General features: G+C 45.3%; 20 protein-coding genes and 3 tRNA genes. 11 read left to right on the top strand and 12 right to left on the bottom strand.

Annotated elements, in window-relative coordinates; all coding sequences use genetic code 11:
* Positions 1-684 precede the first annotated feature (684 nt).
* On the top strand, positions 685-1,920 hold the full coding sequence (locus tag F0265_RS12185; protein ID WP_171749088.1) for an alpha-xenorhabdolysin family binary toxin subunit A: 1,236 nt from the start codon (positions 685-687) through the stop codon (positions 1,918-1,920).
* Positions 1,921-2,047: 127 nt separating this feature from the next.
* The gene (locus F0265_RS12180; RefSeq protein ID WP_171749087.1) at positions 2,048-4,456 is read left to right on the top strand and encodes a hypothetical protein; all 2,409 of its coding nucleotides are present in this window, start codon (positions 2,048-2,050) and stop codon (positions 4,454-4,456) included.
* A gap of 102 nt (positions 4,457-4,558) precedes the next feature.
* On the opposite strand, the gene F0265_RS12175 is transcribed toward F0265_RS12180, so the two are convergent.
* The 3 genes from F0265_RS12175 to F0265_RS12165 form a co-directional block, all read right to left on the bottom strand.
* Positions 4,559-4,632 (bottom strand) — tRNA-Cys (locus F0265_RS12175).
* Positions 4,633-4,644: 12 nt separating this feature from the next.
* Positions 4,645-4,731: transfer RNA gene (locus F0265_RS12170), tRNA-Leu, on the bottom strand.
* Between the two features lie 208 nt (positions 4,732-4,939).
* The gene (locus tag F0265_RS12165) at positions 4,940-6,004 is read right to left on the bottom strand and encodes an FAD-dependent oxidoreductase (protein ID WP_171749086.1); all 1,065 of its coding nucleotides are present in this window, start codon (positions 6,002-6,004) and stop codon (positions 4,940-4,942) included.
* Between the two features lie 118 nt (positions 6,005-6,122).
* Here F0265_RS12165 and F0265_RS12160 point away from each other — a divergent pair, with 118 nt between their 5' ends.
* The 3 genes from F0265_RS12160 to F0265_RS12150 all read left to right on the top strand — a co-directional run bounded on the left by F0265_RS12160 (position 6,123) and on the right by F0265_RS12150 (position 8,209).
* Positions 6,123-7,004 (top strand): LysR family transcriptional regulator, encoded by an 882-nt coding sequence (locus F0265_RS12160; protein WP_171749085.1) that lies wholly within the window; start codon positions 6,123-6,125, stop codon positions 7,002-7,004.
* A gap of 241 nt (positions 7,005-7,245) precedes the next feature.
* On the top strand, positions 7,246-7,701 hold the full coding sequence (locus tag F0265_RS12155) for a hypothetical protein (RefSeq protein WP_171749084.1): 456 nt from the start codon (positions 7,246-7,248) through the stop codon (positions 7,699-7,701).
* On the top strand, positions 7,670-8,209 hold the full coding sequence (locus F0265_RS12150) for a hypothetical protein (protein WP_019276210.1): 540 nt from the start codon (positions 7,670-7,672) through the stop codon (positions 8,207-8,209). The genes F0265_RS12155 and F0265_RS12150 overlap by 32 nt, the downstream gene beginning before the upstream one ends.
* An 89-nt stretch (positions 8,210-8,298) precedes the next feature.
* Here F0265_RS12150 and F0265_RS12145 read toward each other — a convergent pair.
* The 3 genes from F0265_RS12145 to F0265_RS12135 form a co-directional block, all read right to left on the bottom strand.
* Positions 8,299-8,372, bottom strand: a tRNA-Cys gene (locus F0265_RS12145).
* 163 nt (positions 8,373-8,535) lie between these two features.
* The gene (locus F0265_RS12140; protein WP_171749083.1) at positions 8,536-8,892 is read right to left on the bottom strand and encodes an MmcQ/YjbR family DNA-binding protein; all 357 of its coding nucleotides are present in this window, start codon (positions 8,890-8,892) and stop codon (positions 8,536-8,538) included.
* A gap of 44 nt (positions 8,893-8,936) precedes the next feature.
* A complete protein-coding gene (locus tag F0265_RS12135; protein ID WP_171749082.1) occupies positions 8,937-9,281 on the bottom strand; it encodes a HopJ type III effector protein in 345 nt (114 codons plus the stop codon).
* Positions 9,282-9,408: 127 nt separating this feature from the next.
* On the opposite strand from F0265_RS12135, the gene F0265_RS12130 reads away from it, so the two are divergent.
* Complete coding sequence (locus F0265_RS12130; RefSeq protein WP_171749081.1) at positions 9,409-10,377, top strand: sensor domain-containing diguanylate cyclase; 969 nt, start codon at positions 9,409-9,411, stop codon at positions 10,375-10,377.
* 37 nt (positions 10,378-10,414) lie between these two features.
* Here the strand turns inward: F0265_RS12130 and F0265_RS12125 are convergent, their stop codons facing one another.
* Entirely contained in the window at positions 10,415-12,727 is a 2,313-nt protein-coding gene (locus F0265_RS12125; RefSeq protein WP_171749080.1) for a methyl-accepting chemotaxis protein, read from the bottom strand.
* Between the two features lie 799 nt (positions 12,728-13,526).
* On the opposite strand from F0265_RS12125, the gene pdhA reads away from it, so the two are divergent.
* Genes pdhA through F0265_RS12110 form a run of 3 tightly spaced genes read left to right on the top strand, consistent with a single transcriptional unit; the run spans position 13,527 to position 16,730 of the window.
* Positions 13,527-14,621: a pyruvate dehydrogenase (acetyl-transferring) E1 component subunit alpha gene (pdhA, locus tag F0265_RS12120; RefSeq protein ID WP_171749079.1), complete on the top strand. Its 1,095-nt coding sequence runs from the start codon at positions 13,527-13,529 to the stop codon at positions 14,619-14,621.
* Positions 14,614-15,597, top strand: a complete 984-nt coding sequence (locus F0265_RS12115) for an alpha-ketoacid dehydrogenase subunit beta (protein WP_065741930.1) — start codon at positions 14,614-14,616, stop codon at positions 15,595-15,597. The genes pdhA and F0265_RS12115 overlap by 8 nt, the downstream gene beginning before the upstream one ends.
* A complete protein-coding gene (locus F0265_RS12110) occupies positions 15,594-16,730 on the top strand; it encodes a dihydrolipoamide acetyltransferase family protein (protein WP_171749078.1) in 1,137 nt (378 codons plus the stop codon). The genes F0265_RS12115 and F0265_RS12110 overlap by 4 nt, the downstream gene beginning before the upstream one ends.
* Here F0265_RS12110 and F0265_RS12105 read toward each other — a convergent pair.
* From F0265_RS12105 to F0265_RS12095, 3 genes are all read right to left on the bottom strand, one after another.
* Positions 16,727-17,806 carry a GGDEF domain-containing protein gene (locus F0265_RS12105; RefSeq protein WP_253809436.1) on the bottom strand — a complete coding sequence of 360 codons (1,080 nt, stop codon included), beginning with the start codon at positions 17,804-17,806 and terminating at the stop codon, positions 16,727-16,729. The genes F0265_RS12110 and F0265_RS12105 overlap by 4 nt on opposite strands.
* A gap of 180 nt (positions 17,807-17,986) precedes the next feature.
* Positions 17,987-18,925, bottom strand: a complete 939-nt coding sequence (locus F0265_RS12100) for an FAD-binding protein (RefSeq protein WP_171749076.1) — start codon at positions 18,923-18,925, stop codon at positions 17,987-17,989.
* 10 nt (positions 18,926-18,935) lie between these two features.
* Positions 18,936-19,685 carry an electron transfer flavoprotein subunit beta/FixA family protein gene (locus tag F0265_RS12095; RefSeq protein ID WP_171749075.1) on the bottom strand — a complete coding sequence of 250 codons (750 nt, stop codon included), beginning with the start codon at positions 19,683-19,685 and terminating at the stop codon, positions 18,936-18,938.
* 217 nt (positions 19,686-19,902) lie between these two features.
* On the opposite strand from F0265_RS12095, the gene F0265_RS12090 reads away from it, so the two are divergent.
* Both F0265_RS12090 and azu read left to right on the top strand, forming a co-directional pair.
* Positions 19,903-21,570 (top strand): electron transfer flavoprotein-ubiquinone oxidoreductase, encoded by a 1,668-nt coding sequence (locus tag F0265_RS12090; protein WP_171749074.1) that lies wholly within the window; start codon positions 19,903-19,905, stop codon positions 21,568-21,570.
* Positions 21,571-21,671: 101 nt separating this feature from the next.
* A complete protein-coding gene (gene azu / locus F0265_RS12085) occupies positions 21,672-22,127 on the top strand; it encodes an azurin (protein WP_171749073.1) in 456 nt (151 codons plus the stop codon).
* A gap of 64 nt (positions 22,128-22,191) precedes the next feature.
* On the opposite strand, the gene F0265_RS12080 is transcribed toward azu, so the two are convergent.
* Together F0265_RS12080 and mmsB are read right to left on the bottom strand one after the other, a co-directional pair.
* A complete protein-coding gene (locus tag F0265_RS12080; RefSeq protein ID WP_006960839.1) occupies positions 22,192-22,950 on the bottom strand; it encodes an SDR family oxidoreductase in 759 nt (252 codons plus the stop codon).
* Between the two features lie 12 nt (positions 22,951-22,962).
* Positions 22,963-23,865, bottom strand: coding sequence for a 3-hydroxyisobutyrate dehydrogenase (gene mmsB, locus F0265_RS12075; RefSeq protein ID WP_171749072.1), 903 nt, complete (start codon positions 23,863-23,865; stop codon positions 22,963-22,965).
* Between the last annotated feature and the right edge of the window lie 18 nt (positions 23,866-23,883).

The following is a 23,883-nucleotide window of genomic DNA, read 5'->3' as shown; positions in this document are numbered from 1 at the left end:
CAATAAGTTAGCATTTCAATGACTTCCCAGTCGCACCAAAATTGTGCATCGCAATACCATAGTGGTTCGCTTCATCGGTATCTTCATCAACTGAACATGCGCACTATTTTCGGCATTTGCGTACGCTCGCATACGGGCTGACGCCTTTACATTATTTACCCTCTCTCCTTAAGAATTATCTAATGACTCTTTCTCTAATTATTGTGGCATTATTTGAGTAACTTGTTCCAACAATGATTTATTTAAATAAATCATTAAAAAATTAACCACAAATATTTTACAGATATACAGTTATTTAAAACATGCGTTTGGGAAATAAATTATTAAATATTTTTGAATAACAGTTCTATCACTTAAGCTTTTGTTTTTATGAATTAATAACTATTGAGACCTTTATTTATCTGGCCTGCCATTTATTTAACTTTTACTAATTTAAATATTACTAAAAATAGAGCGAACAAACATTGATCAGCAAATTATATTTTATGTGATCAATAACGCATTCTAATCGATATCATTGCTATAGATTTAGCCAAAATGCTTGACGGAGGTAATAAAAAAACAAACTTATAAAGAACCCTATTAAAACAACACAGCTTGCTAGAAATATAAAACTCAACTCTTTTTGCTATATAAAATGCTTTAAATGGCAGGGTCGAGTACAAATAAAAATAAGGTATTAGAATGAAAAACATAAAAAAGCCACTTCTGCTATCAACACTTTGTTTAAGCTTAATCGCCGCTGGTGTGCAGGCTTCTACGTCAAATCAGGCACTGACTCCAAACTCTGCTGAGCAACAAATCGGCCAGATCAGTTACGACACCATTATGGGTGAAAACGGTGCGTTTATTGATTTGGACACAGACGAGTTTGTTCTAAATCAGAAAGAATGGTTCCAGATTCAAACATACGTTGAAGGCGCTCTGTCTTTACCAATCACAGAAGCGAGCATGAAATCCGCGTTTGATATCGCTGATGATGTCCCGTTTTCAAACTTTAAAGCGTTGATGGAACAATACGGCAAGGTCCACGCAGAGGCGTTTTACTGGAAAGAGGACCTTTACCCTGACATCGTCGATTTGGCGCTGTCGCTATCCAATTACAATGACATTCAGAAATACATGATTGACCCTCTGAGCGATCAGCTGACTGTCATCCTCACCAAGTCTATTTCTCCACTGCCAGCAGATGTTCAGGCTGTCGAGCAAGCACGTCAGCTTTCTATTGCGTACTTAAGCGCGCTGAAGAACTTCTCGGTTAATAACCAACAGAAAGTGGAAAAAGCCAGTGAAGACCTGCTGACTTTCGCTACTAAGATTGAAGAACAGAAGTTACAACTGGATGTGTTGAAGAGCACTCACAGTGGCTACCTGGAAGATGATGGCAGTGTACTGCAACAACGAGTGAACGATCTGAATGACCGTATCGATCAGCTTAATAAAGATTACGATCACTATGTGACTGTTGCTGCGACAGCCGTTACTTACGCTTGGTTCCCAGCGGTAGCCGTTCCGATCATGGGTGTTTATGGTGACAAAGCCGAGAAGGCTAGAAAGCTTCGTAATCAGCTTCAGGACGAAGCAAAGGTGCTTGAGGCTCAACTGTCTACCACTCAAAAGATCTACAACTCTTACACACGCTCAACGGAAAGCATCAACATCATTTCAAGCAAAATCGAGAACGCGATCCCTTATGTCAACAAGCTAAAGCTTCACTGGCAGAAGATGAATACCGACTTCGACTCACTGATCGTTGCGCTTGAAGCCGCTGAAGCAAATACTGAAATTCTACAATCCAACGCTATTCTGGCCGCAGCGGGAGCAATGGCAAATACCGCAGTTGCAGAGCAAAACTGGAACAGTATCAGCGAAAAAGCCAAAACATTCGCTAACAACGCATACATACAAAAAGCCGAATAGCCCAATTCAGGCATAAAACAATAACGGGATTCAATCCCTAAATACCTTCCCCACCCGCGCTTCTGCGTCGGGTGCGGGAAAGGCTACTCAAAATTTTGCTTGGGTAGCACCTCATAAGGAAATAAAAATGAAAACAATCCTTGCACTTGCTGTTACCGCAGCGGTATCGAATGGGGTTATGGCCTCTGACTGGCTGGACATCAATAACCTGCCTGCAAACACACAATATCCTGAGTGGCTTGATAACCCATACTCAAAAACGGACCCAATCACTCGTTCAACTTCTGATCTGTACGTCAATCTTAAAGAATGGGTAACACAGCAAAATCTGTATCAAACTAAACCAACCAAAGTGTATATCTTTGCTGATACCCTTGAAGTCTCCGACAACTTCAATCTGGTGATGAATAACCAAAACATTGTTATTTTTGCACGTAAAATCGTTGGTTCTGGCGTCCCAACTTTCGTCCTCGGTCAACAAGGCGCTGCGGCTTCTATTACGGTTATCGCAGAGGAGATGGAAACACCGTTTAATGTGCTCGCCTTCACCCCGGACGGAGGTGTAACGGCTGATACAATCGGAACCAGCGAAAGTACGGGTACTTCCATTATTCTTTCTGGCGAGCATTACATCAAACAACAGCTTGCCGATGACCTTGCCGCCAACTTCCAGCTCGCAAAATCGCAGTTTTCAGACATTGTGAACCGTTCATTCGATATGGCCATCAGCCTGTATGATGAACAGCCTCAGACTAGCCTAGCCTTGCTGAACTGGGTAGAGCGCAGTATGCGTAATGCAGGCACGACAGTATCTGATGACCCATTGCTTACCGATCTTTACTTGCAAACTGTTGCGTTCAAACAGTTTACTGATTTGAGTAGTCGCTCGGACAACTTCGTCCCTTACCTTGACCGTTCGCTTTATCAGGATAAATACAAAGCATATCTTGATGCGATGATCGCTTTTGAACAAAAACGCGATGTCGTTGCAGACCGAAATACTCAGGTTGAAGATAAGATTGAAAACGCCCAGCTTGCCCTAGGCAATATCGAAGATGTTTTGCAATCTCAGAACGCCGTTGTAGATCAGTCAGAACAAAACATTGCCAAGTTGCTTGATAGTGTCACTGAAGTGGAAAGCCAGTATAAAACTCAAGAACTCACCGCTTTAAGTGCTCGCAGTGACTACCTCTATGGCGTTGAAGTATGGAAGACTCAGCAGCAGCTTAACGCGGCGTTAGCGATATTTAAAGCCATCGCAGAGATAGGTAGTGCAGTCAGCGGTGTCTTTACTGGCAACTTGTCAGGCATTAACGATGTCACCGAACAGTTGGCTAAAACGCCAGAAGCATTAGATAAAGCCAAGAACCTAGTAACCAACGTTAAGAGCGTGACCGGCATTATCGATAGCATTACCAAAACGGTCGCGGGTATCGCATCTCTGACAACTGAAGTGAAATCCACAATTAAGATGCAACGTATCTCAGAGACGATGGATTCTTTCGACTTCGCGGTGCCTTCTTTGAATGAAAGTAACTTAGCCTGGGACCTTATGATCGCGGAAGTTAGAAGCAATCTACGCTACGCGGATTCCCTTGGCATTAAGGGGGCGCGGGTCTATCTACTTGAGTTAGAGAAACAGGTTTTGCTTGGCAAAGCGATTAACGCTTCACAACTCAATCTTGTTCAGGAACAAGCTAAACTGGTCGATCTCCTTTTAACGCGTAAAGTGACCATTAACCAGAAAGAACGCCTGAATCAGCTAATTGCGAATGCCTCCGATGACAGCAGTGCACTAGAGAAAGTTGAGCAGGAACTGGCACGGGTTTCACTCCACTTTAAACGCCCGATGTTTGTAGCGCTTTCAAACTACGTCGCAGCCTATGAATATTGGGCACTTAAAGACAGCGACATCAAACCAAGCCTGAACAAATCCTATCTTGATTATCAATTTGATTTAGCAGCAATTGAAAACGAGTATGTCAATGCACTCAATAGCTTCCAACCTGCTCCGCAAAGCTTCAATAATTTCAACTTCCGCAATTTCATTATTGACGATGCAAAACAAATTGAAGCCTTGTTCAAAACTGGCGAGTTCAACTTCAACATTCCTTTAGATCAACCACAATTTTGTTTCTATGATCGAGTGAGGTTAGACACCATTCGCGTATTCCTCGAAGGTGAAAACCTGCCTTATGGCAAAGAATTCAATTTGAGTATTTCCAACGACGGTAATTACTATGATCGATTCGAACAAAAAGAATTTAAGTTTAGTGCTAACCCAATGACAAGAGCCTTCTACTATCGACTCGATGATGCGGCTAACAACCAAGTGAGTATCAGTACTGACGGTTCTTTATCAGACAGGTTCGCATACGCCTACTTCGAGCCAACGCCGTTCACTAACTGGAATGTGACACTCGACAACTTTGATCACAATGATGCAGAGAATAACCAATATCTAAACTCGGTAGAGCGTTTAAGAGTCGAGTTTTCTGGCAATGGCATACCGAACGGAAGGGGTTGTTCAAACTGAGGAGAGCACGAAAAAACAATAATAATCACTATCTAAAATGATTTTTCGATACGCAGATACAAAAAAACCAGCAAAAGCTGGTCACTGTATTCTCGTAGAGAATGGAGGCGCGTCCCGGAGTCGAACCGAGGTCCACGGATTTGCAATCCGCTGCATAGCCACTCTGCCAACGCGCCTCATTTTTTAGATGGTGCCCCGGGCCGGACTTGAACCGGCACAGCGCGAACGCCGAGGGATTTTAAATCCCTTGTGTCTACCAATTCCACCACCAGGGCAACGCAATCATGCGATGGTAACACCATCTCTCACTGGCCTGTGCCGTGAGAACGAGGCGTACTTTAACGGATTGAGATTTGAGATCAATAAAAATTTTGTCTTTTTGATTCAAATGGTTAAAAACCACACTTTGCAGAGCAATTGACGATCACTTTGCGCAAAAGATGCCCGACAAATTCTTTTTTCACTCGTTGGCATACAAAAATGTCAGGCGCTGAAAGCTTTATACACTTTGCTGATAAACAAATCTTTCTGCTTCATATTAACGAGAGGCTTCAATGTGGTAACCGCAAAAGGTAGCTCCGCTACGCCCGTTTTCTGCCCCGTAGGTATCAATGCCATAAGTGGGCTTCGTTTGTAACCTTTGGTTTTTTTGTTTTTCCGTTTGTTCAATATGGTTTTGGCAACATGCTCACCCTGTTGTTGGGCCAGATAGCCAAGTTTAGGCTCGCCAACATCAGCTACATCTCCTAGGGCATACATGTTTTTCTGCTCAATCACCTCTAGCTGTTCATTGACCTTCACAAATCCGCGGCTATCGAGGATATGCCCCAGTTTCGCTTTGAGAAATTCGCTATTTGGCAAGGTCCCTACCGCTTGGAGCACTAAATCGGCATCACTTTCTCTGCCAGTGTTTTCATCAATGTAGCTGCTGCCAGTTTGACTATAACGCGTGTTAAATTCGACCTGAACGCCCAAACTTTCCAGTTGTTCGAGCGACTTACGGCGTGTTTTCGTTTTAAAACCATCTAAGATTTGTGATGAGTTGTGCGCTAGCACTGTTTGCTTATCAGGAAAGGCATACGCAATTTCACCAGCTAGCTCTACGCCCACAACGCCACCACCAATCACTAGCACCTTTTTAGCCGCCTTGAGAGCGTGATGATGTGTCGCCATCTCTTGATTACGCGCTTCCAATGCGAAGGCCGTGTTCGACTTCGCGACAGGCATCGTTGGGTAACGCGTTCCTGTCGCAATGATCGCTGTGTCGAATTCGATAACATCACCATTCTCTAGAATGGCGGATTGATCACCCAGAGTCGCCACCCCACTTTGAACAAACTCACCAGTCAGAAAGCTTGTATAGTGTTTTCTTGCATCAGATTTCGTGACTTCAGGTGCTGCAACGTTTCTTAGTGTCGCGAAGGTCACCTCAAAATAGTCCTTACGATCCACCAATAGTGTTTTCACACCCTGCTTTTCAAGTGCCTGTGCTGCTGATACACCTGCAAAACCACCACCGATTATCAGTACTTCAACTCGTTTCATCATCAAATATCCTGTGCATTACATCTTTCTTGATTGGATAACGACACGTTAAGGCATTTCATTTATGTATGAAATGAGCGAAAATTAGACACTGATGTGCATATTTGCAACGGAATAATTTATGAACAAATGGACCGAGCTTAGAACCGCTTACAAACTCGCTCAATATCAAACACTCAGTGCTACCGCAGAAGACATTGGCGTACACAGATCAACGGTAATGAGACACGTTGATGCGCTGGAAGAGGAACTTGGCGTTACCCTATTTCAACGAAGTGATAAGGGTTACATACCCACCGAGGCAGGCCTTGAAATCATGCGAATTGGCGAAGTCACTGACAACCATTTCTCCCAACTGACCGCGCAAGTCCAAAGTAAAGAACAAGAGCTGGAAGGAAAGATCACGATTACTGCGGTCAACGAAATGGCCAGTATGATCATGCCCGCCATTCAGGAGTATCAAAGCCGCTACCCGAGCATGCGTGTGGAATTCATCGGAGACATACGAAACTATAATCTCGAATATGGGGAAGCTGACATTGCGATACGTGGCGGCGACAAACCCACAACTCCGGATAACATTGTTTTCCCATTGACCACGGTTGACGTCGTATTGTGTGCTCATCGCAGTTACATTGAGAAAATGGGTATGCCAGATATCAACGACCTTCACCAACACAAGTTCATTGCTATGAAGGAGCGCCCTACCCACCTTCACTGGAACGAGTGGATTCACGATAACATCCCCGAACACAACATCGTCTTTCTCTGCTCAACGATGCATGTCGCGATGAAAGCGCTCGAAGCAGGCACTGGCATTTCTATTCTCGCCAAAGACACTGTCGATGCCCAAGAAGACTTTATCGAAGTCGCCCCCGATTTACTCTGGCAACTACCTGTTTGGGCGTTGGTCCATCGAGACATGTACCACCTGAAGAAAATCAAAGCGTTTGTCGATATTCTGCGTGAATTAGGACCTGCTCCCATTCACTTTAAGCTATAACCAAAACTCTTATCCATTTTAGACTGTTACTTTATCTGTCTCATAAATGAACCGAAATCTAAATTTCCTAATTTAGTAGAGGATATTTTATAAATATTCGTTAGCCTATCGCAGGAAACAAAACGCAATGATCAGTAGTTTTGCGTTATTGCTTTACCTTTCAGATAACGCATCGTGCAACCTCCTGAAAGTCTAATAATTACAACAATATCCAATCGGAATTTAACAAAGAGATATTCAAGTGAAAAACATCAACACACTTATCGCTCTTGCTGCGGGAAGCCTGCTACTCGTAGGCTGTAAAAGTACATCTGATCACGCGAACTCGCTGCCGAACAATGTCGAGTCAACGACAACAGTAGGAACAGTACAGAAAGAGATTCGTCAGGGTATGACGCAAGCAGATGTTGCTTCAGTCCTTGGCTCACCAAACATCGTTACTGGTGGTGGTACAGACAACGAAAGCTGGATCTACGACAAAATAAGCACGCAAACAGCGTACTCCACCAGCTCCGGTGGCGTTTCTGCACTTATTCTCGGTGGCAAAGGCGGCAAATATCCACTTCTTGGAGGTGCATCCGCAGGTTATGAAGAGCAAACTGGCGTGACCTCAACCACACAGAAGACACTGACAGTAATCATCAACTTTAAAGAAGGGATCGTAGATGACTTTAAGTATCACTCGTCTACGTTCTAGTCACCATCGCTGGCTGTTCGCGCTGCTTGTTTTGACGCTATTAGCCGGATGCGCGTCATCGACACGTCCTCAGCAACCAGAAATGACTCAACTTCAAGTACGTCAGATGCAAACCCGTGAATACTCTGAACAATCGGAGCGAAATGTGCTGCGTGCTGTGATAGGTGCCCTTCAGGACGAAGGCTACATCCTCACCGTTGTTGAGCCAGAGCTCGGGTTAGTTACTGCGGCAATGGAATTGGATGAACTTGATAACGGTACAAAAAGCTTTAATGATTTCTTTTATGGACCTGGTTCCGGTACCTACCAAACGGTTAGACGTGTAGAGGTTTCAGCAACGGTACAGGAAAAATCCCAGTCTGTTCGTGTCCGCTTGAACATTGTTGCTAAAGCGCTGACCAACACTGGCGGCACATCATGGTCTCAACCTGTTTATAGCGCTAAAACTTATCAAGATATTTTTTCTAAGGTCGACAAATCTGTCTTCTTAACGTCAAACGACTTGTAATGAGTCAGCTAAAACTACAAGGAAGTAGTTTTTCTATTTAGAATTACAAAAGTGATGTTCATACGAAATGTAATAAGAAGGGAAAAGAATGGAGGCGCGTCCCGGAGTCGAACCGAGGTCCACGGATTTGCAATCCGCTGCATAGCCACTCTGCCAACGCGCCTTTTCTTTTAACGCTTTAGTTACCCACCGCTGCGTTCGATGCATACTTTACGGATTGAGCGATGAGAGTCAAACAAAAATATCCATTTCCTGTTTGATTGCTGACATTTAAATCAAATGGTTGCTTATTTGATCTAACCAGCGAATTTTTGCACAACTCAATTCTAGTCGTACCCCAACGCGACCCTTTGTGCTTTGGGTAATTTACTGACGATCAGTTCATACGAACGCTCACAAAGATCCTGAATTAGGCCATCTTCAACGTCCCCCGGATAATAAACCGTCACCCAATGCCTTTTGTTTGTGTGGTATCCCGGTGTAATGTCTGTGAATTGGGATGTTAGCACTTCGCCATCTTCAGGCTTTACTTTCACGGTTACGTATTCGCGCCCTTCTCTCATCGACAAAATGGCGAACATTTTTCCTTTCACTTTGTAGACCAGCGCCTCAGGGCCAAAAGGATAATCAGACTCAGCGCTCATAAAGGTGTCCAGATACTCAGCAAGCTGTTTGTTGTCCATTTTCATTCACCTATAAAAAAGGAGCGATAACGCTCCTAGATCCATCATTTACTAACAAGTGCATCTGATTCGAATTGAATGCCTTGCCAACCAAACTTAATAAAATTGCGGATATTAGCGTGATCCTCTCCGTCTGGATTTTGAAGGACATCTTCACGATAAAAGCGACCAAAGCACGCTAAGGTGTCTTGCTCAGAGAGCTGATTCAGCTGGGCGAACGCGAATATTTTGCACGATCCATTGTTCTGGTTGGCTTCATTCTTTGTTTCGCCATTACTGAATGCCGTTGGCGTAAACTCGTAATTCGCATCTATCGCTGCCATTGTTTGTTCAAACTGCACCGTCGTTGGGTTTTGCTTCAGTTGCTCAATAAATACACTTAATTCCATTTTTCACTCCCGTTAAAACAGATTAAGTCTATGATATTGATTCATAATTAAAAAGGTGTTTATTCCTCAAAAACTCTATAATGGCGCTCTATAATAAACTAACAGTACAGCATTTAGGAAAGAACAAATGGTAGATACACAGCAATGTTTAACCGATCCGGACGCGCAACTGATTGACCTATCAAAGTGGCAGGAAATGGTTAACCTGCTGGCTGATTTATTTGGAGCGGCAACCGGAGCAATCGTCCAACTAAGAAATGACGAGTTTAATGTGGTTGTATCGAGCCAGAATCAAGATCACTACTTAGAAGCGCAAATGAACTGGCCATGGAACATGAAAAGCTTCTGTCGCCATATGGTCGAAACACGGCAAGATCTATACGTACCGAGTGCAGCAACTCATGAAGTTTGGTCGGCTGCCCCCCCTGTCTCAGAGGGTGCCGTTCGTTCTTATTGCGGAATACCTATTTTTTGGCCAAATGGTAAGCCTTTTGGCTCCATTTGCGTTATCGATACCAACGCAACTTCATATGACAAAACTCTAATTAGAGTGCTGTGCCAGCTCGCTCGATTGGTCACATTAGATTTAGATACCGCTTGTCGGCTCCAAGAAGCTGAAGAACTCGCATTAAAAGATGATTTAACTGGCGCATTTAACCGGCGAGGGTTAACTTTGCTCGGAGAGCAGAAAATAAAAGATGCGCCGAGATATCAGCAAGCCATTGGGATGATTTACATCGATATTGACAACTTAAAACAGGTCAATGATAAGGGTGGGCATGAGTCAGGAGACCAGTGCATACTCATACTGGCTCAAACTTTAAGAGAGGCGTGTAGACAAAGTGACGTTATCGCTCGCTTAGGCGGAGATGAGTTCGTTGTACTTTCGCTGCTCAATACGCGAAGAGAGCTAAAACAACTCGCGGCTCGGGTTTCGGCGGAGTATCTAGCCCAGACCAAGGACAAAGAGTCGCTGAGTTTAACCAGCTTAAGTATTGGATCTCATATCGAAGACTGTTTTGGCGCCCCGTGCCTTGAAGATCTTATCGCTCAATCAGACAAAGCTATGTATCAAAATAAACAGATTAAGAAATAAAAAAGCCGACTCTCAGTGAGTCGGCCATTTGCGTGTTCTAATATTTGAACTGCGATACTTCCGCATTAAGCTGCTCGGCTTGAGAAGATAAACCTTGCAGCACATGGTCTACGTCACTGACCTGACTAGACACTGCAGAAGATGCGTCCGCAATCGAAGTAATACTGCCACTAATTTCGTCGGTTACCGCTTTTTGCTCTTCGGTTGCTGCGGCAATCTGCACATTCATTTCATTCAGATCGTTGAGCATGGTCACTATCTGCTCAAGCATACCCGCGTTCTGATCACACGTATCCACGCCTTGTGATACCGTATTGTTAGCATTTTCAATACTCTTTGATACTTCATTAGTTTCTCGTTGCAAGGATTCAATTTTTCCACGAATTTCTTCGGTCGATGACTGAGTCCGGCCAGCAAGGGAGCGTACTTCATCAGCCACCACGGCAAAGCCGCGTCCTTGTTCACCCGCGCGCGCCGCCTCAATGGCAGCGTTGAGTGCCAGTAGGTTTGTTTGTTCAGCAATTCCCTGAATCACATCCAGAACTTCGGCGATCGAATTACTTTCATGATGCAGGCGCCCTATAGCATCGACAGCCGTCTGCATTTCCTCATTGAGGCGTGAAATTTCATTACCAAGGTTTCGGCCAACACCCACCCCTTCGCTACCTGTATCGTTGGCATTTTTCACAAACTCAGCAGCTCGGCTAGCAAACTGAGCTACTTCAGAGATCGAAGCACTCATTTCGTTTACGGCGGTAGCAACAGATTCGGTGCGGTGGTTTTGCTCTTGAACCGCGTCACGGGTACTGTTCATGTTGCCAGCCATGCTTTGTGTGTTGTTGTTAAGATTTTCAGTTGCTTCGGCGAATTTGCGAATAATGTCCTGTAAATGTGTAAATAGGGAATTGAGTGAGACGGCTAAATCGGTCATCTCATCTTTGCCTTCTACATCCAACCTTTCTGTCAGATCATTTTCTCTACTGATTCTCTGGATTTTCTCACTCGCCATACGGATTGGCCTCGAAATACTGCTACCAAGGAAGTAAGAAACAAGCACAGCGGCTATCACCCCAACAACTATGCTTGTCATAACCGTAGTAAATTTAGACTGCACCAGTGCATCAAGATCAGCCAATGCTTCTGCCTTATCTATTTCGGTCACAATTGCCCACTGCAAGCCAGCTGCATCGAGAGGCGAATAAACTGATAAAACTTCTATACCACGGTAATCGTCGATCACTTCAGAGCCACTTTGGCCGCGAAAAGCGGCTTTGACACTCGCAGTGTCCGCCATCTGTCGACCAATAGCCGAAGACTTACCTTGTATCTGGTCCATGATGCTTTGCGATACACCGGATGCTCTTAGCTCCTCAAAATAGAGCTCAGGTTCTTCGATAAGGAAACGCGATTCACTGCGTAGCAAACTATCCGGACCGACAAGATAAGTTTCACCTGAATTACCCAACCCCGCATAACTCCAGTTTTCACCGAAAGTCATAATGCTATTAATCTTATCGACAGGCATCTGGAAGATCAGAACGCCAATGGTTTGGTTGTCGACTTTCACTGGTGTCGCGATAAAAGAAGCGGCCGCTTCATAGGAAGGGAAATATGGCGCAAAGTCTTCAAGGTGATACTGAGATGCACCTTTATTCAGCGCATTTTTAAACGCCTTGGCAATACCGCTTCCAGCGTAAGGGCCGGAATTCAGGTTGGTTGCATAATCAAGCTCTTTAAAAACCGAGTAAACAATGTTGCCACTGGTATCGACTAGGAAAATATCATAGTAGCCAAACTCTTCCAGAAAGCCTTTGATGCTTGGATGATACTTACTGTGTACTTTGTCGTATTCAGTCCCTAACGAGTCAGCCATCATCTGATGTTTTTCACCCAAGGGGTTCGGGTTAACACCGATGTAACGTGCCTGAAGCGCCTTTGCCCTCGGTGACAGCATGTTCAGCTTTTGCAGTTCATTCGCTGAGTTACCACCATTTGCCGTTCGGTAGGTAGCGCCAAAATTAGAGGTGTAATAATTGGAAAGACTCGATAAATCACTGGCGCTCACCGACTCAACCGGATAACGCTCAAACGTGTCATTAAATGCAACCATCGCATCTCTGACACCAATTGAATTCGCGGCGGTGAGCATCTGACCACGAATATGCTTGAAATAGTTCTCTATCTCACTTTTTTTGTTTTCCCGTATGGAAGTAAGTTGACTAATAGCGCGTTGATAAAGTGCTTGCTCTGATAGCTCAGATGCTCTCCATCCTACGAAAGTCCCAGTCGCGACAACGGCTATACTGCATAACAAAGTCGACGCCAACACTATTTTAGTGGCAATTTTCATAACCAAACCTCTTTGCGGAAACTCCATCTCCGCCTCTGTTTATCCAGAAGAGTCTTGCCAGCTGACGTACTATTTATATGCATTTAGTGCTATAAGTGTAAGCACAAAAAATAAACTTTTCGATTAACCCTCAAAGGTTTATCCATAAGGTGAAAGTGGGAGCAATCCATTTGAACCACTAAGCATCTAATATATAAGGCTAAAATAGGTTTTCACTCCTACCCCTTAAGTAGTAATAAGAACTGGTTTGACCTGTGATGTTGACCGCAAATTCTCTTCTGCCATACCTATATCCACTCGGTATGGAGCCGCTATTCACTCAACGGTTAACAATTTGATTAGACAGACATGTCCCAACCCAAATTGCTACCTCATCAACCAATTTTGGCTCTGCTTTTTCTGTCTAAAAGAGGTTTTTTCGACAATTTTTGCAAAAAAATCCGGATGATATTCTTGTAAAATTCCCTAATTCGATAGTGAATATTTTCAGTTTTCGACATTCCGATTCAAAAAAACCAGCACTTTCATCTGTTTTTTAACGTTTGTAAGAATTAGTTTACTCTCGAAAAATGACTCAAATCAGGCGTTATTTAACATTTTGGTTACACTTAAATTAACTGGCATCACCAAGATTCATCACTGGATTAAGTAGATATATCAGTGTGAAAGAATGCATCTGACTTATTCTCTAGAATAGTGTTTCAAATTGAGAAAAAACTCAGATCGGCATAAAAATGGTTTTGCCCGGAGGATGTTAATTAATTGCTGCCAAAGAATGCAGCGCAACAAGGAGCTTGAGATGAACGTTCAGGCCTTACCCATGAATCGATTTATCGATCACCATGGTCAAGTCGTTAAACCACTCCCAGAGTGGGCTGATGCTGCGACACTGAAAAAGTTCTATTGCGACATGGTTGTCGCACGCACCTACGACAATAAAGCTGTCGCCTTACAAAGAACCGGAAAGCTAGGAACCTACCCTTCACACTTAGGTGCAGAGGCCTTTGGTATTGCCATAGGTCACGCCTTACGTGTGCAAGACGTCTTCGTCCCCTATTATCGCGATATGCCCGCTATGTGGGTTCGAGGTATTGGAATGGAGAAAAACCTCCAGTATTGGGGAGGCGATGAACGAGGTAGTGACTTCTGCCCAGATGATAGCCATATATCATGCCGGGACTTACCTTTCTGCGTACCTATTGCTACTCAATGTACACACGCTGTCGGCGTGGCGGCGGCATTGAAAATAGATGGTAACCATAATGCAGCACTTGTTACTTGTGGTGACGGTGCAACGTCTAAAGGTGACTTCCTTGAGTCCATAAACTGCGCAGGCGCTTGGAATATTCCACTAGTGTTTGTCGTCAACAATAACCAGTGGGCGATTTCAGTACCACGTGCTCTTCAGTGTGCTGCCGATTTTCTTTCAGAGAAAGCAAAAGGTGCTGGCATACCGGGTATCACAGTTGACGGCAATGACGTTGTTGCCATGTTCGACGCGGTTGCAACTGCACTAGACAGAGCCAGAAAAGGGAAAGGCGCGACCTTGATTGAAGCGGTAAGTTACCGACTCAGCGACCACACCACTGCGGATGACGCTAGCCGCTATCGCAGTACAGATGAGCTCAATCAAGCTTGGCAATTTGAACCCATTCTCCGCCTCAAAAATTACTTGATTCAACAAGGCCATTGGTCTGAAGAAGAAGAGCAAGCCTTGCTAGAACAAGCTAGAGTCGAAGTTGAAAAAGCCGTTGAACGCTACCTTAACCTTCCACCTCAAGCTCCCGAAACTGCCTTTGATTACCTGTATGAATCTCCTGTTACAGAACTCAATAAACAAAGGGATGAACTGATCAACAAAGCGATGCGAATGCAGGGAGGCAAGCATGTCTGAGATTACACTGGTTGAAGCCGTCAACCTCGCCTTGCATCATGAAATGAGCAATGACGCTAAGGTGGTTGTGTTAGGTGAAGATGTTGGCGATAACGGCGGTGTGTTCCGTGCAACCGTAGGCCTGAAAGAAAAGTTCGGCCTGAAACGAGTGATCGATACACCGCTAGCAGAAGCATTAATTGGCGGTGTCAGCGTTGGTATGGCCACTCAGGGCTTGAGACCTGTGGCAGAATTCCAATTCCAAGGCTTCGTTTTTCCTGCTATGGAACATCTGATGTGTCATGCGGCACGTATGCGAAATCGTACACGTGGTCGACTTACCTGCCCTGCCGTTTTCCGAGCGCCATTTGGCGGCGGTATCCACGCTCCTGAACACCACTCGGAAAGTGTTGAAGCACTGTTTGCTCACATTCCCGGTTTCAGAGTTGTGATTCCATCGTCACCTCAACGTGCTTACGGTTTATTGCTGGCGGCCATTCGTAGCAACGATCCTGTGATGTTCTTTGAGCCTAAGCGTATCTACCGTACCGTCAAATCTAACGTAATAGATAATGGCGAAGCTCTGCCACTCGACAGCTGTTTCACTCTGCGTAAAGGGCGAGATCTGACGCTTGTGACTTGGGGTGCATGCGTGGTTGAGTCGTTGCAGGCAGCACAGACGCTATCCGAGCAAGGTATTGAAGCAGAGGTGATTGACCTTGCCAGCATCAAACCTATCGACATGGATACCATCTTGAAATCACTCGACAAAACAGGTCGCTTACTGGTGGTTCATGAAGCCAGCAAAACCTGTGGTGTCGGTGCGGAGATCATCGCCAGAGCCGCCGAACACGCAATGTGTACCTTAAAAGCGCCACCGAAGCGTGTCACCGGCATGGATACAGTCATGCCTTATTACAGAAATGAAGACTACTTTATGATTCAGGAAGAAGACATTGTTATCGCAGCTAAAGAACTCGTGGAGGGATGGAAATGAGATCATTTTTACTGCCAGATCTTGGTGAAGGGCTCGCGGAATCGGAAATTGTACAATGGCATGTGAATGTCGGTGACATGGTCAAAGTCGATCAGATTATTTTGACCGTTGAGACCGCAAAGGCCGTTGTAGAAGTACCAGCACCATACAGTGGTAAAATAGTCAGTCGCCATGGAGAAGAAGGCGACGTTATCAATATTGGTAGCTTGCTTCTAGAAATTGAAGAAGAAGGCTCTGCGAAAAAAGTAGAATCAAAACAGAAAGATGCCGCCACAGTTGTTGGTAATGTGTCGAGTAAAACCCATCAAGTTGACGTTGACGATTTCTGGATTGGTGCGTCTCACAATACGGGGGAAGGCTCACCACTCACCGCGATGCCTTCTGCACGTTTGTTGGCGAAAAAGCTCGGTGTCGATCTTCTACATGTCAAAGGCAGTGGTCATGATGGCATGATCACGGATGCAGACATCTATGAAGAAGCCGGTAAGCAGCAGCCCGGGACAGAAGTACTTAAAGGTGCTCGCCGAACTATGGTGGGAACCATGGCGGAGTCACACCACAATGTTGCCTCTGTCACCATCACAGAAGAAGCGCTACTTGAAAACTGGACCAAAGGTGAAGACATTTCAGGCCGTCTAATTCAGGCGGTGGTTCACGCTTGTGAAAAGGAACCCGCTCTAAATGCTTGGTTTGACGCAGAGACCATGACTCGCTGTGTACACAGTGCCGTGAACATTGGTATTGCTGTCGACAGCAGCCACGGCTTGTATGTCCCTGTTTTACGTAACGCTAACGAAGTGAAAACGGAAGACATCCGCTCCTGGCTCAATGAAACTGTGACGGGTATTCGTGACAGAAAAATTGGTCGCGAGCAGTTACAGCATGCAACGATCACGCTGTCTAACTTCGGGGCCATCGCAGGTATCTACGCCACTCCGGTTGTTTCTCCGCCTCAGGTTGCGATTGTCGGTGCTGGTCGTATCATCGAAAAAGTCGTGATGCGAAACAACGAAGCCGTCGCTGTGAAAACAATGCCACTGTCTGTAACCTTTGACCATAGAGCGTGTACGGGTGGTGAAGCTGCTCGTTTCACCAAACTTCTGGTAGAACACTTGGAAATGAAACTTGACTAAGTTCTCGCCGTAACTTGGTTGCGGCCATTTTCCTTAGCGCTATAGAGTGCCTGATCTGCGCGCTCTATAGCGGTTTGCCAATCATCCTCTCCATTAAATTGAGTCACCCCAAAACTCGCCGTGCACGAATCGACATTACTCGGCAACATCCGAGCCCTCTTAATCGCTTCTCTGAGCTTCTCGGCCACAATGACGGCCTTCTCTACATCGGTATTCGGCAGCAACACCAAAAACTCTTCACCACCGTAGCGAAAACTCAAATCGTCTTTTCGGGTTTGAAGAATCAGCAGTTTGCCTGTTGTCCGCAACACTCTATCGCCCGCCTGATGCCCATAGGTATCATTGACCTTTTTGAAGTGGTCGATATCAAGAAGTAGCACAGACAAAGGCTGACCATGGCGGTTTGATCTCGCCATTTCTTTGGGGAGTAACTCCTCTAACGCACGACGATTATAAAGTTGGGTAAGCTCGTCTTTAATTGACGTATCATAGATGGTCGCAACGAGTCGGCCCGTTAGCATCCATGTCACTGAAAATCCGACAAATATAATCATTAATAAGGTACTGATAAACGCCAGTTGGTGCGCAGTGCCAGAAAGCATGAAGTCGTCTATCCGTTCTTCAAATAGAGTCCAAACAAAACGGAACAGATTATAAAGCCCTTGAGTTGCTAGCCCAGTCGACAATAACAGTTTAGAGGGTGCGATGTCGGCACTTTTGCCTTTCTGATTAGCAAGAATGGAGATGAAGCACATCCCGGAGACGAACATTGTCATCAGGATGACCCGTGCGTTGGTCGACGGCATAAAAAACGTAAAGTAAGTCAGGCCAACGATCAAAACCGGAAAGCTATAGAAGCCGATGTTGGCTAGGCGCCGGTCATAGCTTCGAAACTGACACACACCTAACAGAATAACGATATAGCTGAACGCCATCATTGAGTTAGCGAGAATCTTAGACACCCAATGCGTAACATGATTACCGAAGCTAAGCAGAAGAAAACTGAGGGAAAGAAGAAGTAATGCCGCCGCTATCGTACTGATACCGTTAACGGTTGGCTGAAGCTGTTGTATCAACAATAACCCTATGCAATAGCACAAAGATAATAAAACACAGATGATAGACAACGTGGTTATATCTAAGTGTATGACCATGAGCCTCCCCCACTATGCACCTAGTAGATTTAGTTTAGGAGAGTTATTGATAGTTTACTCACAAAAACGCCCACTAAATTAGCGGGCGTTCTGTTTTGGCTTTTAGATAGAGTTGGTTAGCTCTGGTAAGATTTCAAACAAGTCACCGACCAATCCGTAATCAGCAATCTGAAATATCGGAGCTTCCGGGTCACTATTAATAGCTACAATCACTTTAGAATCTTTCATCCCTGCCAAGTGTTGAATCGCCCCTGAAATCCCGACAGCAATGTAAAGCTCCGGCGCAACGATTTTGCCTGTCTGACCGACCTGAAGATCATTAGAGACAAAGCCTGCATCCACAGCGGCACGTGACGCACCGATAGCACCACCTAACTTGTCAGCAAGTTGCTCAACCATAACAAAGTTTTCTTTACTACCAAGCCCTCGTCCACCAGAAACAACGACTCTTGCCGCAGGCAAATCAGGACGAGCACTTTCGGTTTTCTGACGTTCGACAAGCTCAGACAGATCGTTGCCAATGTTGATATCAACCGGTTTGATTTCGGCTGATGAACTGTCATCTATTTTTGCTGAATCAAATGCAGAACTGCGCACCGTGATGACTTTAATTCGATCCGACGACTTTACTTTAGCCAATGCATTGCCCGCATAAACAGGCCTAATCACCGTGTCATCAGACACAATCTCAATCACATCTGACAATTGTCCCACGTCAAGCAGCGCAGCAACTCTTGGCATGAGGTTTTTACCAAACGTCGTTGCAGGAGCAAACACATGAGAAAAGTCCGCCCCAACTTGTTGCACCAGTTCTGCACAGTTTTCAGCCAGTTGGTTTTGATAGATTTCTGAATCGGCTACCAACACCTCTTTGACAATCTCGACTTTAGCAACCTGATCAACAACAGCCTGACACCCACAACCCACCACTAGTGCACTGACTTCATTACCTAAAGAGGCGGCGGCAGACAGGGCTTTCAGTGTGTCTGTAATCAAGGTCTGATTATCGTGCTCGACAATAACTAACGTTTTCGCATTCATACTCATTCCCTCACAGCACCTTGGCTTCATTCTTAAGCTTGTCGACCAGTTCACTCACGCTAGTCACCATTTCTCCTGCAGAACGCTCCGCTGGCGCCATGACTTCAATGATTTCCTGACTACGCACTAACGCGATACCTAAATCATCAGCGGATATCACATCCAACGGCTTTTTCTTGGCTTTCATGATGTTAGGCAACGAAGCATAACGCGGTTCATTAAGGCGTAGATCAGTGCTGATAATGGCAGGCAATGCAAGTTTCACTGTTTCCAAACCGCCATCGACTTCTCTTGTTACACTAACTTGCTCACCCTCCACAATTACTTCCGAGGCAAATGTCCCCTGCGGGCGACCAGTTAATGCGCCAAGCATTTGCGCGACCTGATTGTTATCTGTATCGATTGATTGTTTGCCGAGGAGAACAATACCCGGCTGCTCTTTCTCCATTAGTGCTTTCAGTAGCTTCGCCACAACCAGTGGCTCTGGTGAACCATCGGCTTCCACATGAATGGCTCGGTCTGCACCCAACGCAAGTGCACCTCTCAGGATTTCCTGGCTTGCTGCATCTCCAATAGAGACCACAATCACCTCTTCTGCGACACCTGATTCTTTTAGGCGAACCGCTTCTTCCACAGCAATTTCACAGAATGGATTCATCGACATTTTGACGTTGTTCGTTTCAACACCACTGCCATCACTCTTCACCCTCACTTTGACATAAGGATCAATCACTCGCTTTATGGCTACTAGTACTTTCACATCTCCTCCTTGGTGCTAAAAGCATTTTCCAGAACGATAACAAGTTGATAAATCATAGTTTTATGATTAGCCCAATCTTTTTACTTAGCGGCTTAAGATCTCATTAAACATGTTTCATGTCGGATTTTTTGCCTATATTCAGCTTAGTAAAGTTTACGTTTACGTCAACTGCACTATATTTATCTATAAGAATTAATTGGCAAGGTAGGTTTACACCATGGAAAGAGAATGTATGGAGTTTGATGTCGTCGTAGTCGGAGCCGGGCCTGCGGGATTGTCGACCGCAATCAAACTTGCCCAGCTCAGCAAAATCAACGAAGTACCTCTATCAATCTGTGTTGTTGAAAAAGGGGCTGAAGTCGGTGCACATATACTTTCAGGTGCAGTTTTTGAAACCAAAGCTCTGGATGAACTTTTCCCTGACTGGAAAGAACTTGGGGCACCAGTCAACAATCCCGTCACTAGCGATGAGTTCATATACATGACAACGGCAAGCAACCACATCAAGATGCCTGCATTTGTAACGCCGAAGCTAATGCACAACAGTTCCGACAATCACGTCATCAGTCTAGCGAACTTGTGCCGCTGGCTTGGTCAGAAAGCCGAAGAACTGGAGATTGAGGTTTATCCGGGTTTTGCCGCTGCTAGCGTGAATTATGATGAATCAGGTGCCGTAACGGGTATCAACACATCCGATATGGGTCTGAACAAATCAGGAGAGCAAAAGCCAACGTTTGAAGCTGGGATAGAACTGAAAGCCAAATACACCATATTTGCTGAAGGTGCACGCGGTCACTTGGGCAAGCAGCTCATCAGCAAGTTCAACCTCAGTGAAGGTCGACAACCACAACACTACGCTCTTGGATTAAAAGAAATCTGGCAACTCCCTCAAGACAGCGAACTCCATAAGGCTGGTAGTGTGCTTCATGGCGCAGGTTGGCCTCTGAACGAAACAGACTCTAGTGGTGGTAGTTTTCTTTACCACCTTGAAAACAATCAGGTCGTCGTCGGGCTGATCATTGATTTGAACTACTCTAATCCGTACCTCAGCCCATTTGATGAGTTTCAACGCTTTAAGCACCACCCTGTGATTCGACAATACCTCGAAGGCGGTGAACGGATTTCGTATGGTGCAAGAGCGATCGCTAAAGGCGGTTTTGATTCATTGCCCAAACAGCAATTTCCGGGCGGCCTACTGATTGGCTGTGACGCAGGAACGCTGAATTCAGGAAAAATCAAAGGCAGTCATACTGCTATGAAATCCGGCATGCTAGCCGCAGAAGCGGTATTTGACGTACTCCAAGCAGACGGCGACCAGAGAGAAGCCGATTATCAAAGCCAGTTTGAGTCATCTTGGCTGTTTGACGAGCTAAAACAGAGTCGAAACTTTGCCTCTTCAATCCACAAATATGGTGCGATTATGGGAGGCGCTTTGGCCACATTCGAACAAAACATCTGGCAATCTCTGTTTCACAAGGAAGCACCGTGGACAATTTCCGATCCGCAAGCAGATTACCTGTCGATGAAAGAGATTTCCCAATGCAACGCGATTGATTACCCTAAACCCGATGGCAAACTGAGTTTTGATAAGCCCTCTTCTGTTTACCTTTCCGGCACACAACATGAAGAAGACCAGCCTTGTCATCTAATCATTGCCAGTGACAGTATTCCTATTGAAAATCATCTTCCTCTTTTTGATGAACCCAGTCAGCGATACTGCCCTGCGGGCGTGTACGAAATTGTTACGGTTGATAATAGGCCCAAGCTACAGATTAATGCCGCCAACTGCTTGCATTGCAAAACCTGCGATATAAAAGATCCTTCGCAAAATATCACTTGGCTACCGCCAGAAGGTGGCGGTGGTCCCAATTATCAGAATATGTAACTGCTTTTCGCAAGAAATCCAGCACTTAGTGAAAGTGATCAAAGTTTCTATTTCTTACGTATATGAGAATGTCTCTCAACTACAAACCGTGAGGAATAAATATGATTAAACGTAGTGTTGGAATTCTTGCTGTTGTCTTTGGCGCAGTCAGCTTCGGAGCTCAAGCAAGCGCAGAATGTTCTGTTTCTGTTGATGCAAACGACATGATGCAATTCTCGACTAACAGCATTAGCGTCCCTTCTAGTTGTAAAGAAGTCACACTAACGTTGAACCATACAGGTAAGCTAGCAGCGACCTCTATGGGACACAACGTGGTTATCGCCGATACAGCGAATGTTCAGGCTGTAGGTACGGAAGGTATGTCTGCGGGCGCGGCGAACAACTACGTCAAACCAGATGATGCGCGCGTTTACGCGTTCACCAAAATCATCGGTGGCGGTGAAAGCAATTCAGTAACATTCAGCACAGAGAAAATGAAAGCAGGTGGTGATTACACCTTCTTCTGTTCTTTCCCTGGCCACTGGGCAATTATGAAAGGGAAATTCGAGTTGAAATAACTCATTTCCAAAACAAGAAAGGCACGTAACTCACGTGCCTTTTTAACGTTTGAAAGCCTAAGCTTTACATGAATATCCCGCCATCGACTTCAAATACACGCGCATTCACGTAGTCATTCTCAAAGATAAACTTAGCGGTATTCGCAATTTCTTTGGGATCTCCCATTCGACCCACGGGTACCATTCTTTCCAGACGCTCACGCGCTTCTGGTTTCATCGCTCCCGTCATCGATGTCTCAATCACACCAGGTGCAATAGCGGCCGCTCGAATGCCATATCTTGCCAGCTCTTTACCCCAAGTCGCCGCCAGAGTCGCCACAGCTGCTTTAGACGCCGCATAGTTTGTCTGACCTATATTCCCAGCACGAGCAACGCTAGAAATGTTGATGATGACCCCTTTTCGCTTGGAATTGATCATCTGAACCGCGGCTTCTCGTCCACACAAAAACGTTCCGGTAAGGTTCACGTCAATCACGGAGTTGAATTGCTCGAGTGACATTTTAGTCATCTCACCATCTTTGACTTTTACCAGTAAACCATCGCGAAGAATCCCAGCATTGTTGATCAGGCCGTCTAACTGTCCGAAATCAGTGACAATGTCACTAAATACCTGCTCCACTTCCTGCTCGTCCGTCACATTAACTTTGTAAGTCAGTGCTTTAACCCCGAGCATATTGCACTGTTCTTTGGTATCCATCAGGGCTTCTTCGTTAACATCCAGTAGGGCCAGTTCTGCGCCAGCTTGCGCTAGTGTGATAGCCATCATCTGGCCTAAGCCTTGCCCTGCACCAGTAATCGCTATTACGCTCTGTTTTAGATCCATCGGCGAACTCCGTTACTTTTTAGATTGATAAAACTCGAACAAACTTGAAAAGTCTAGCTCTTCATTGCCATTTGCGTTGTGAAAAGCGTACAGATTTCGGGCTAAAGAACCCATCGGCACGGAAGATTGACTCTGCGCAGCAGCATCCAGCCCTAACCCCAAGTCTTTAAGCATCAGTTTACTCATAAAACCTGGCTTAAATTCGTTGCTAGCAGGTGCTGTTTCCATCACACCTGGGCAAGGGTTATATAATTCAAGTGCCCAGTTTCGGCCAGAGCTCTGCAGCATGATGTTAGAAAGGACTTTCGGGTCCAATCCATTATCAATGCCTAGGTTAAGTGCTTCACACGTCCCTGACATAAGAATACCCAACATCAGGTTGTTGCAGATTTTACCCATCTGTCCATCACCTGCTTTACCAGCATGGAAGATGTTTTTGCCCATATGTTTCAGCACAGACTCTGCTTTTTCAAAGGCACCGTCTGAACCTCCAACAATAAAGGTCAGCGTACCCGCTTTTGCCCCTGCCACACCGCCAGAGACGGGGGCATCAACAAAATCAAGCCCCTTCTCTGCCGCACACTGAGCAACAATGCGAGCTGACTGGGGATCAATAGTTGAAGAGTCGATAAGAAAAGTGCCATCTTCAACCATGTTTAATAAGCCAACACCACCGCTATGGTCGCCAAGATATACCGCTCGTACATGCTCGCCAGCAGGTAACATCGTTACCACCGTATCTGCGCCTTTGACGGCATCTTCCACTGTGGCGGCAGCAACGGCGCCTGCGGACTCCAGTTTTTTTACTGCTTCAGGCATTAAATCGAACACCTGCACTTTCAAACCTGCAGCAAGTAAGTTTTCGGCCATCGGGCCGCCCATATTACCTAAACCTATAAACGCTATGGTACTCATGAATTATTTCCTTCTTTC

Origin of the sequence: Vibrio sp. RE88 (assembly GCF_013113835.1) — a bacterium.
Taxonomy (GTDB): Bacteria; Pseudomonadota; Gammaproteobacteria; order Enterobacterales; family Vibrionaceae; genus Vibrio.
This window is presented reverse-complemented; position numbering and strand designations above follow the sequence as displayed.

Coding starts and splice junctions, on each gene's coding strand:
- F0265_RS12080 (WP_006960839.1), bottom strand. CDS start 22,950: ATGGATCTAAAACAGAGCGTAATAGCGATTACTGGTGCAGGGCAAGGC.
- F0265_RS12185 (WP_171749088.1), top strand. CDS start 685: ATGAAAAACATAAAAAAGCCACTTCTGCTATCAACACTTTGTTTAAGC.
- azu (WP_171749073.1), top strand. CDS start 21,672: ATGATTAAACGTAGTGTTGGAATTCTTGCTGTTGTCTTTGGCGCAGTC.
- F0265_RS12140 (WP_171749083.1), bottom strand. CDS start 8,892: ATGGACAACAAACAGCTTGCTGAGTATCTGGACACCTTTATGAGCGCT.
- F0265_RS12150 (WP_019276210.1), top strand. CDS start 7,670: ATGACTTTAAGTATCACTCGTCTACGTTCTAGTCACCATCGCTGGCTG.
- pdhA (WP_171749079.1), top strand. CDS start 13,527: ATGAACGTTCAGGCCTTACCCATGAATCGATTTATCGATCACCATGGT.
- F0265_RS12160 (WP_171749085.1), top strand. CDS start 6,123: ATGAACAAATGGACCGAGCTTAGAACCGCTTACAAACTCGCTCAATAT.
- F0265_RS12165 (WP_171749086.1), bottom strand. CDS start 6,004: ATGATGAAACGAGTTGAAGTACTGATAATCGGTGGTGGTTTTGCAGGT.
- F0265_RS12115 (WP_065741930.1), top strand. CDS start 14,614: ATGTCTGAGATTACACTGGTTGAAGCCGTCAACCTCGCCTTGCATCAT.
- F0265_RS12130 (WP_171749081.1), top strand. CDS start 9,409: ATGGTAGATACACAGCAATGTTTAACCGATCCGGACGCGCAACTGATT.
- F0265_RS12090 (WP_171749074.1), top strand. CDS start 19,903: ATGGAAAGAGAATGTATGGAGTTTGATGTCGTCGTAGTCGGAGCCGGG.
- mmsB (WP_171749072.1), bottom strand. CDS start 23,865: ATGAGTACCATAGCGTTTATAGGTTTAGGTAATATGGGCGGCCCGATG.
- F0265_RS12180 (WP_171749087.1), top strand. CDS start 2,048: ATGAAAACAATCCTTGCACTTGCTGTTACCGCAGCGGTATCGAATGGG.
- F0265_RS12135 (WP_171749082.1), bottom strand. CDS start 9,281: ATGGAATTAAGTGTATTTATTGAGCAACTGAAGCAAAACCCAACGACG.
- F0265_RS12110 (WP_171749078.1), top strand. CDS start 15,594: ATGAGATCATTTTTACTGCCAGATCTTGGTGAAGGGCTCGCGGAATCG.
- F0265_RS12100 (WP_171749076.1), bottom strand. CDS start 18,925: ATGAATGCGAAAACGTTAGTTATTGTCGAGCACGATAATCAGACCTTG.
- F0265_RS12125 (WP_171749080.1), bottom strand. CDS start 12,727: ATGAAAATTGCCACTAAAATAGTGTTGGCGTCGACTTTGTTATGCAGT.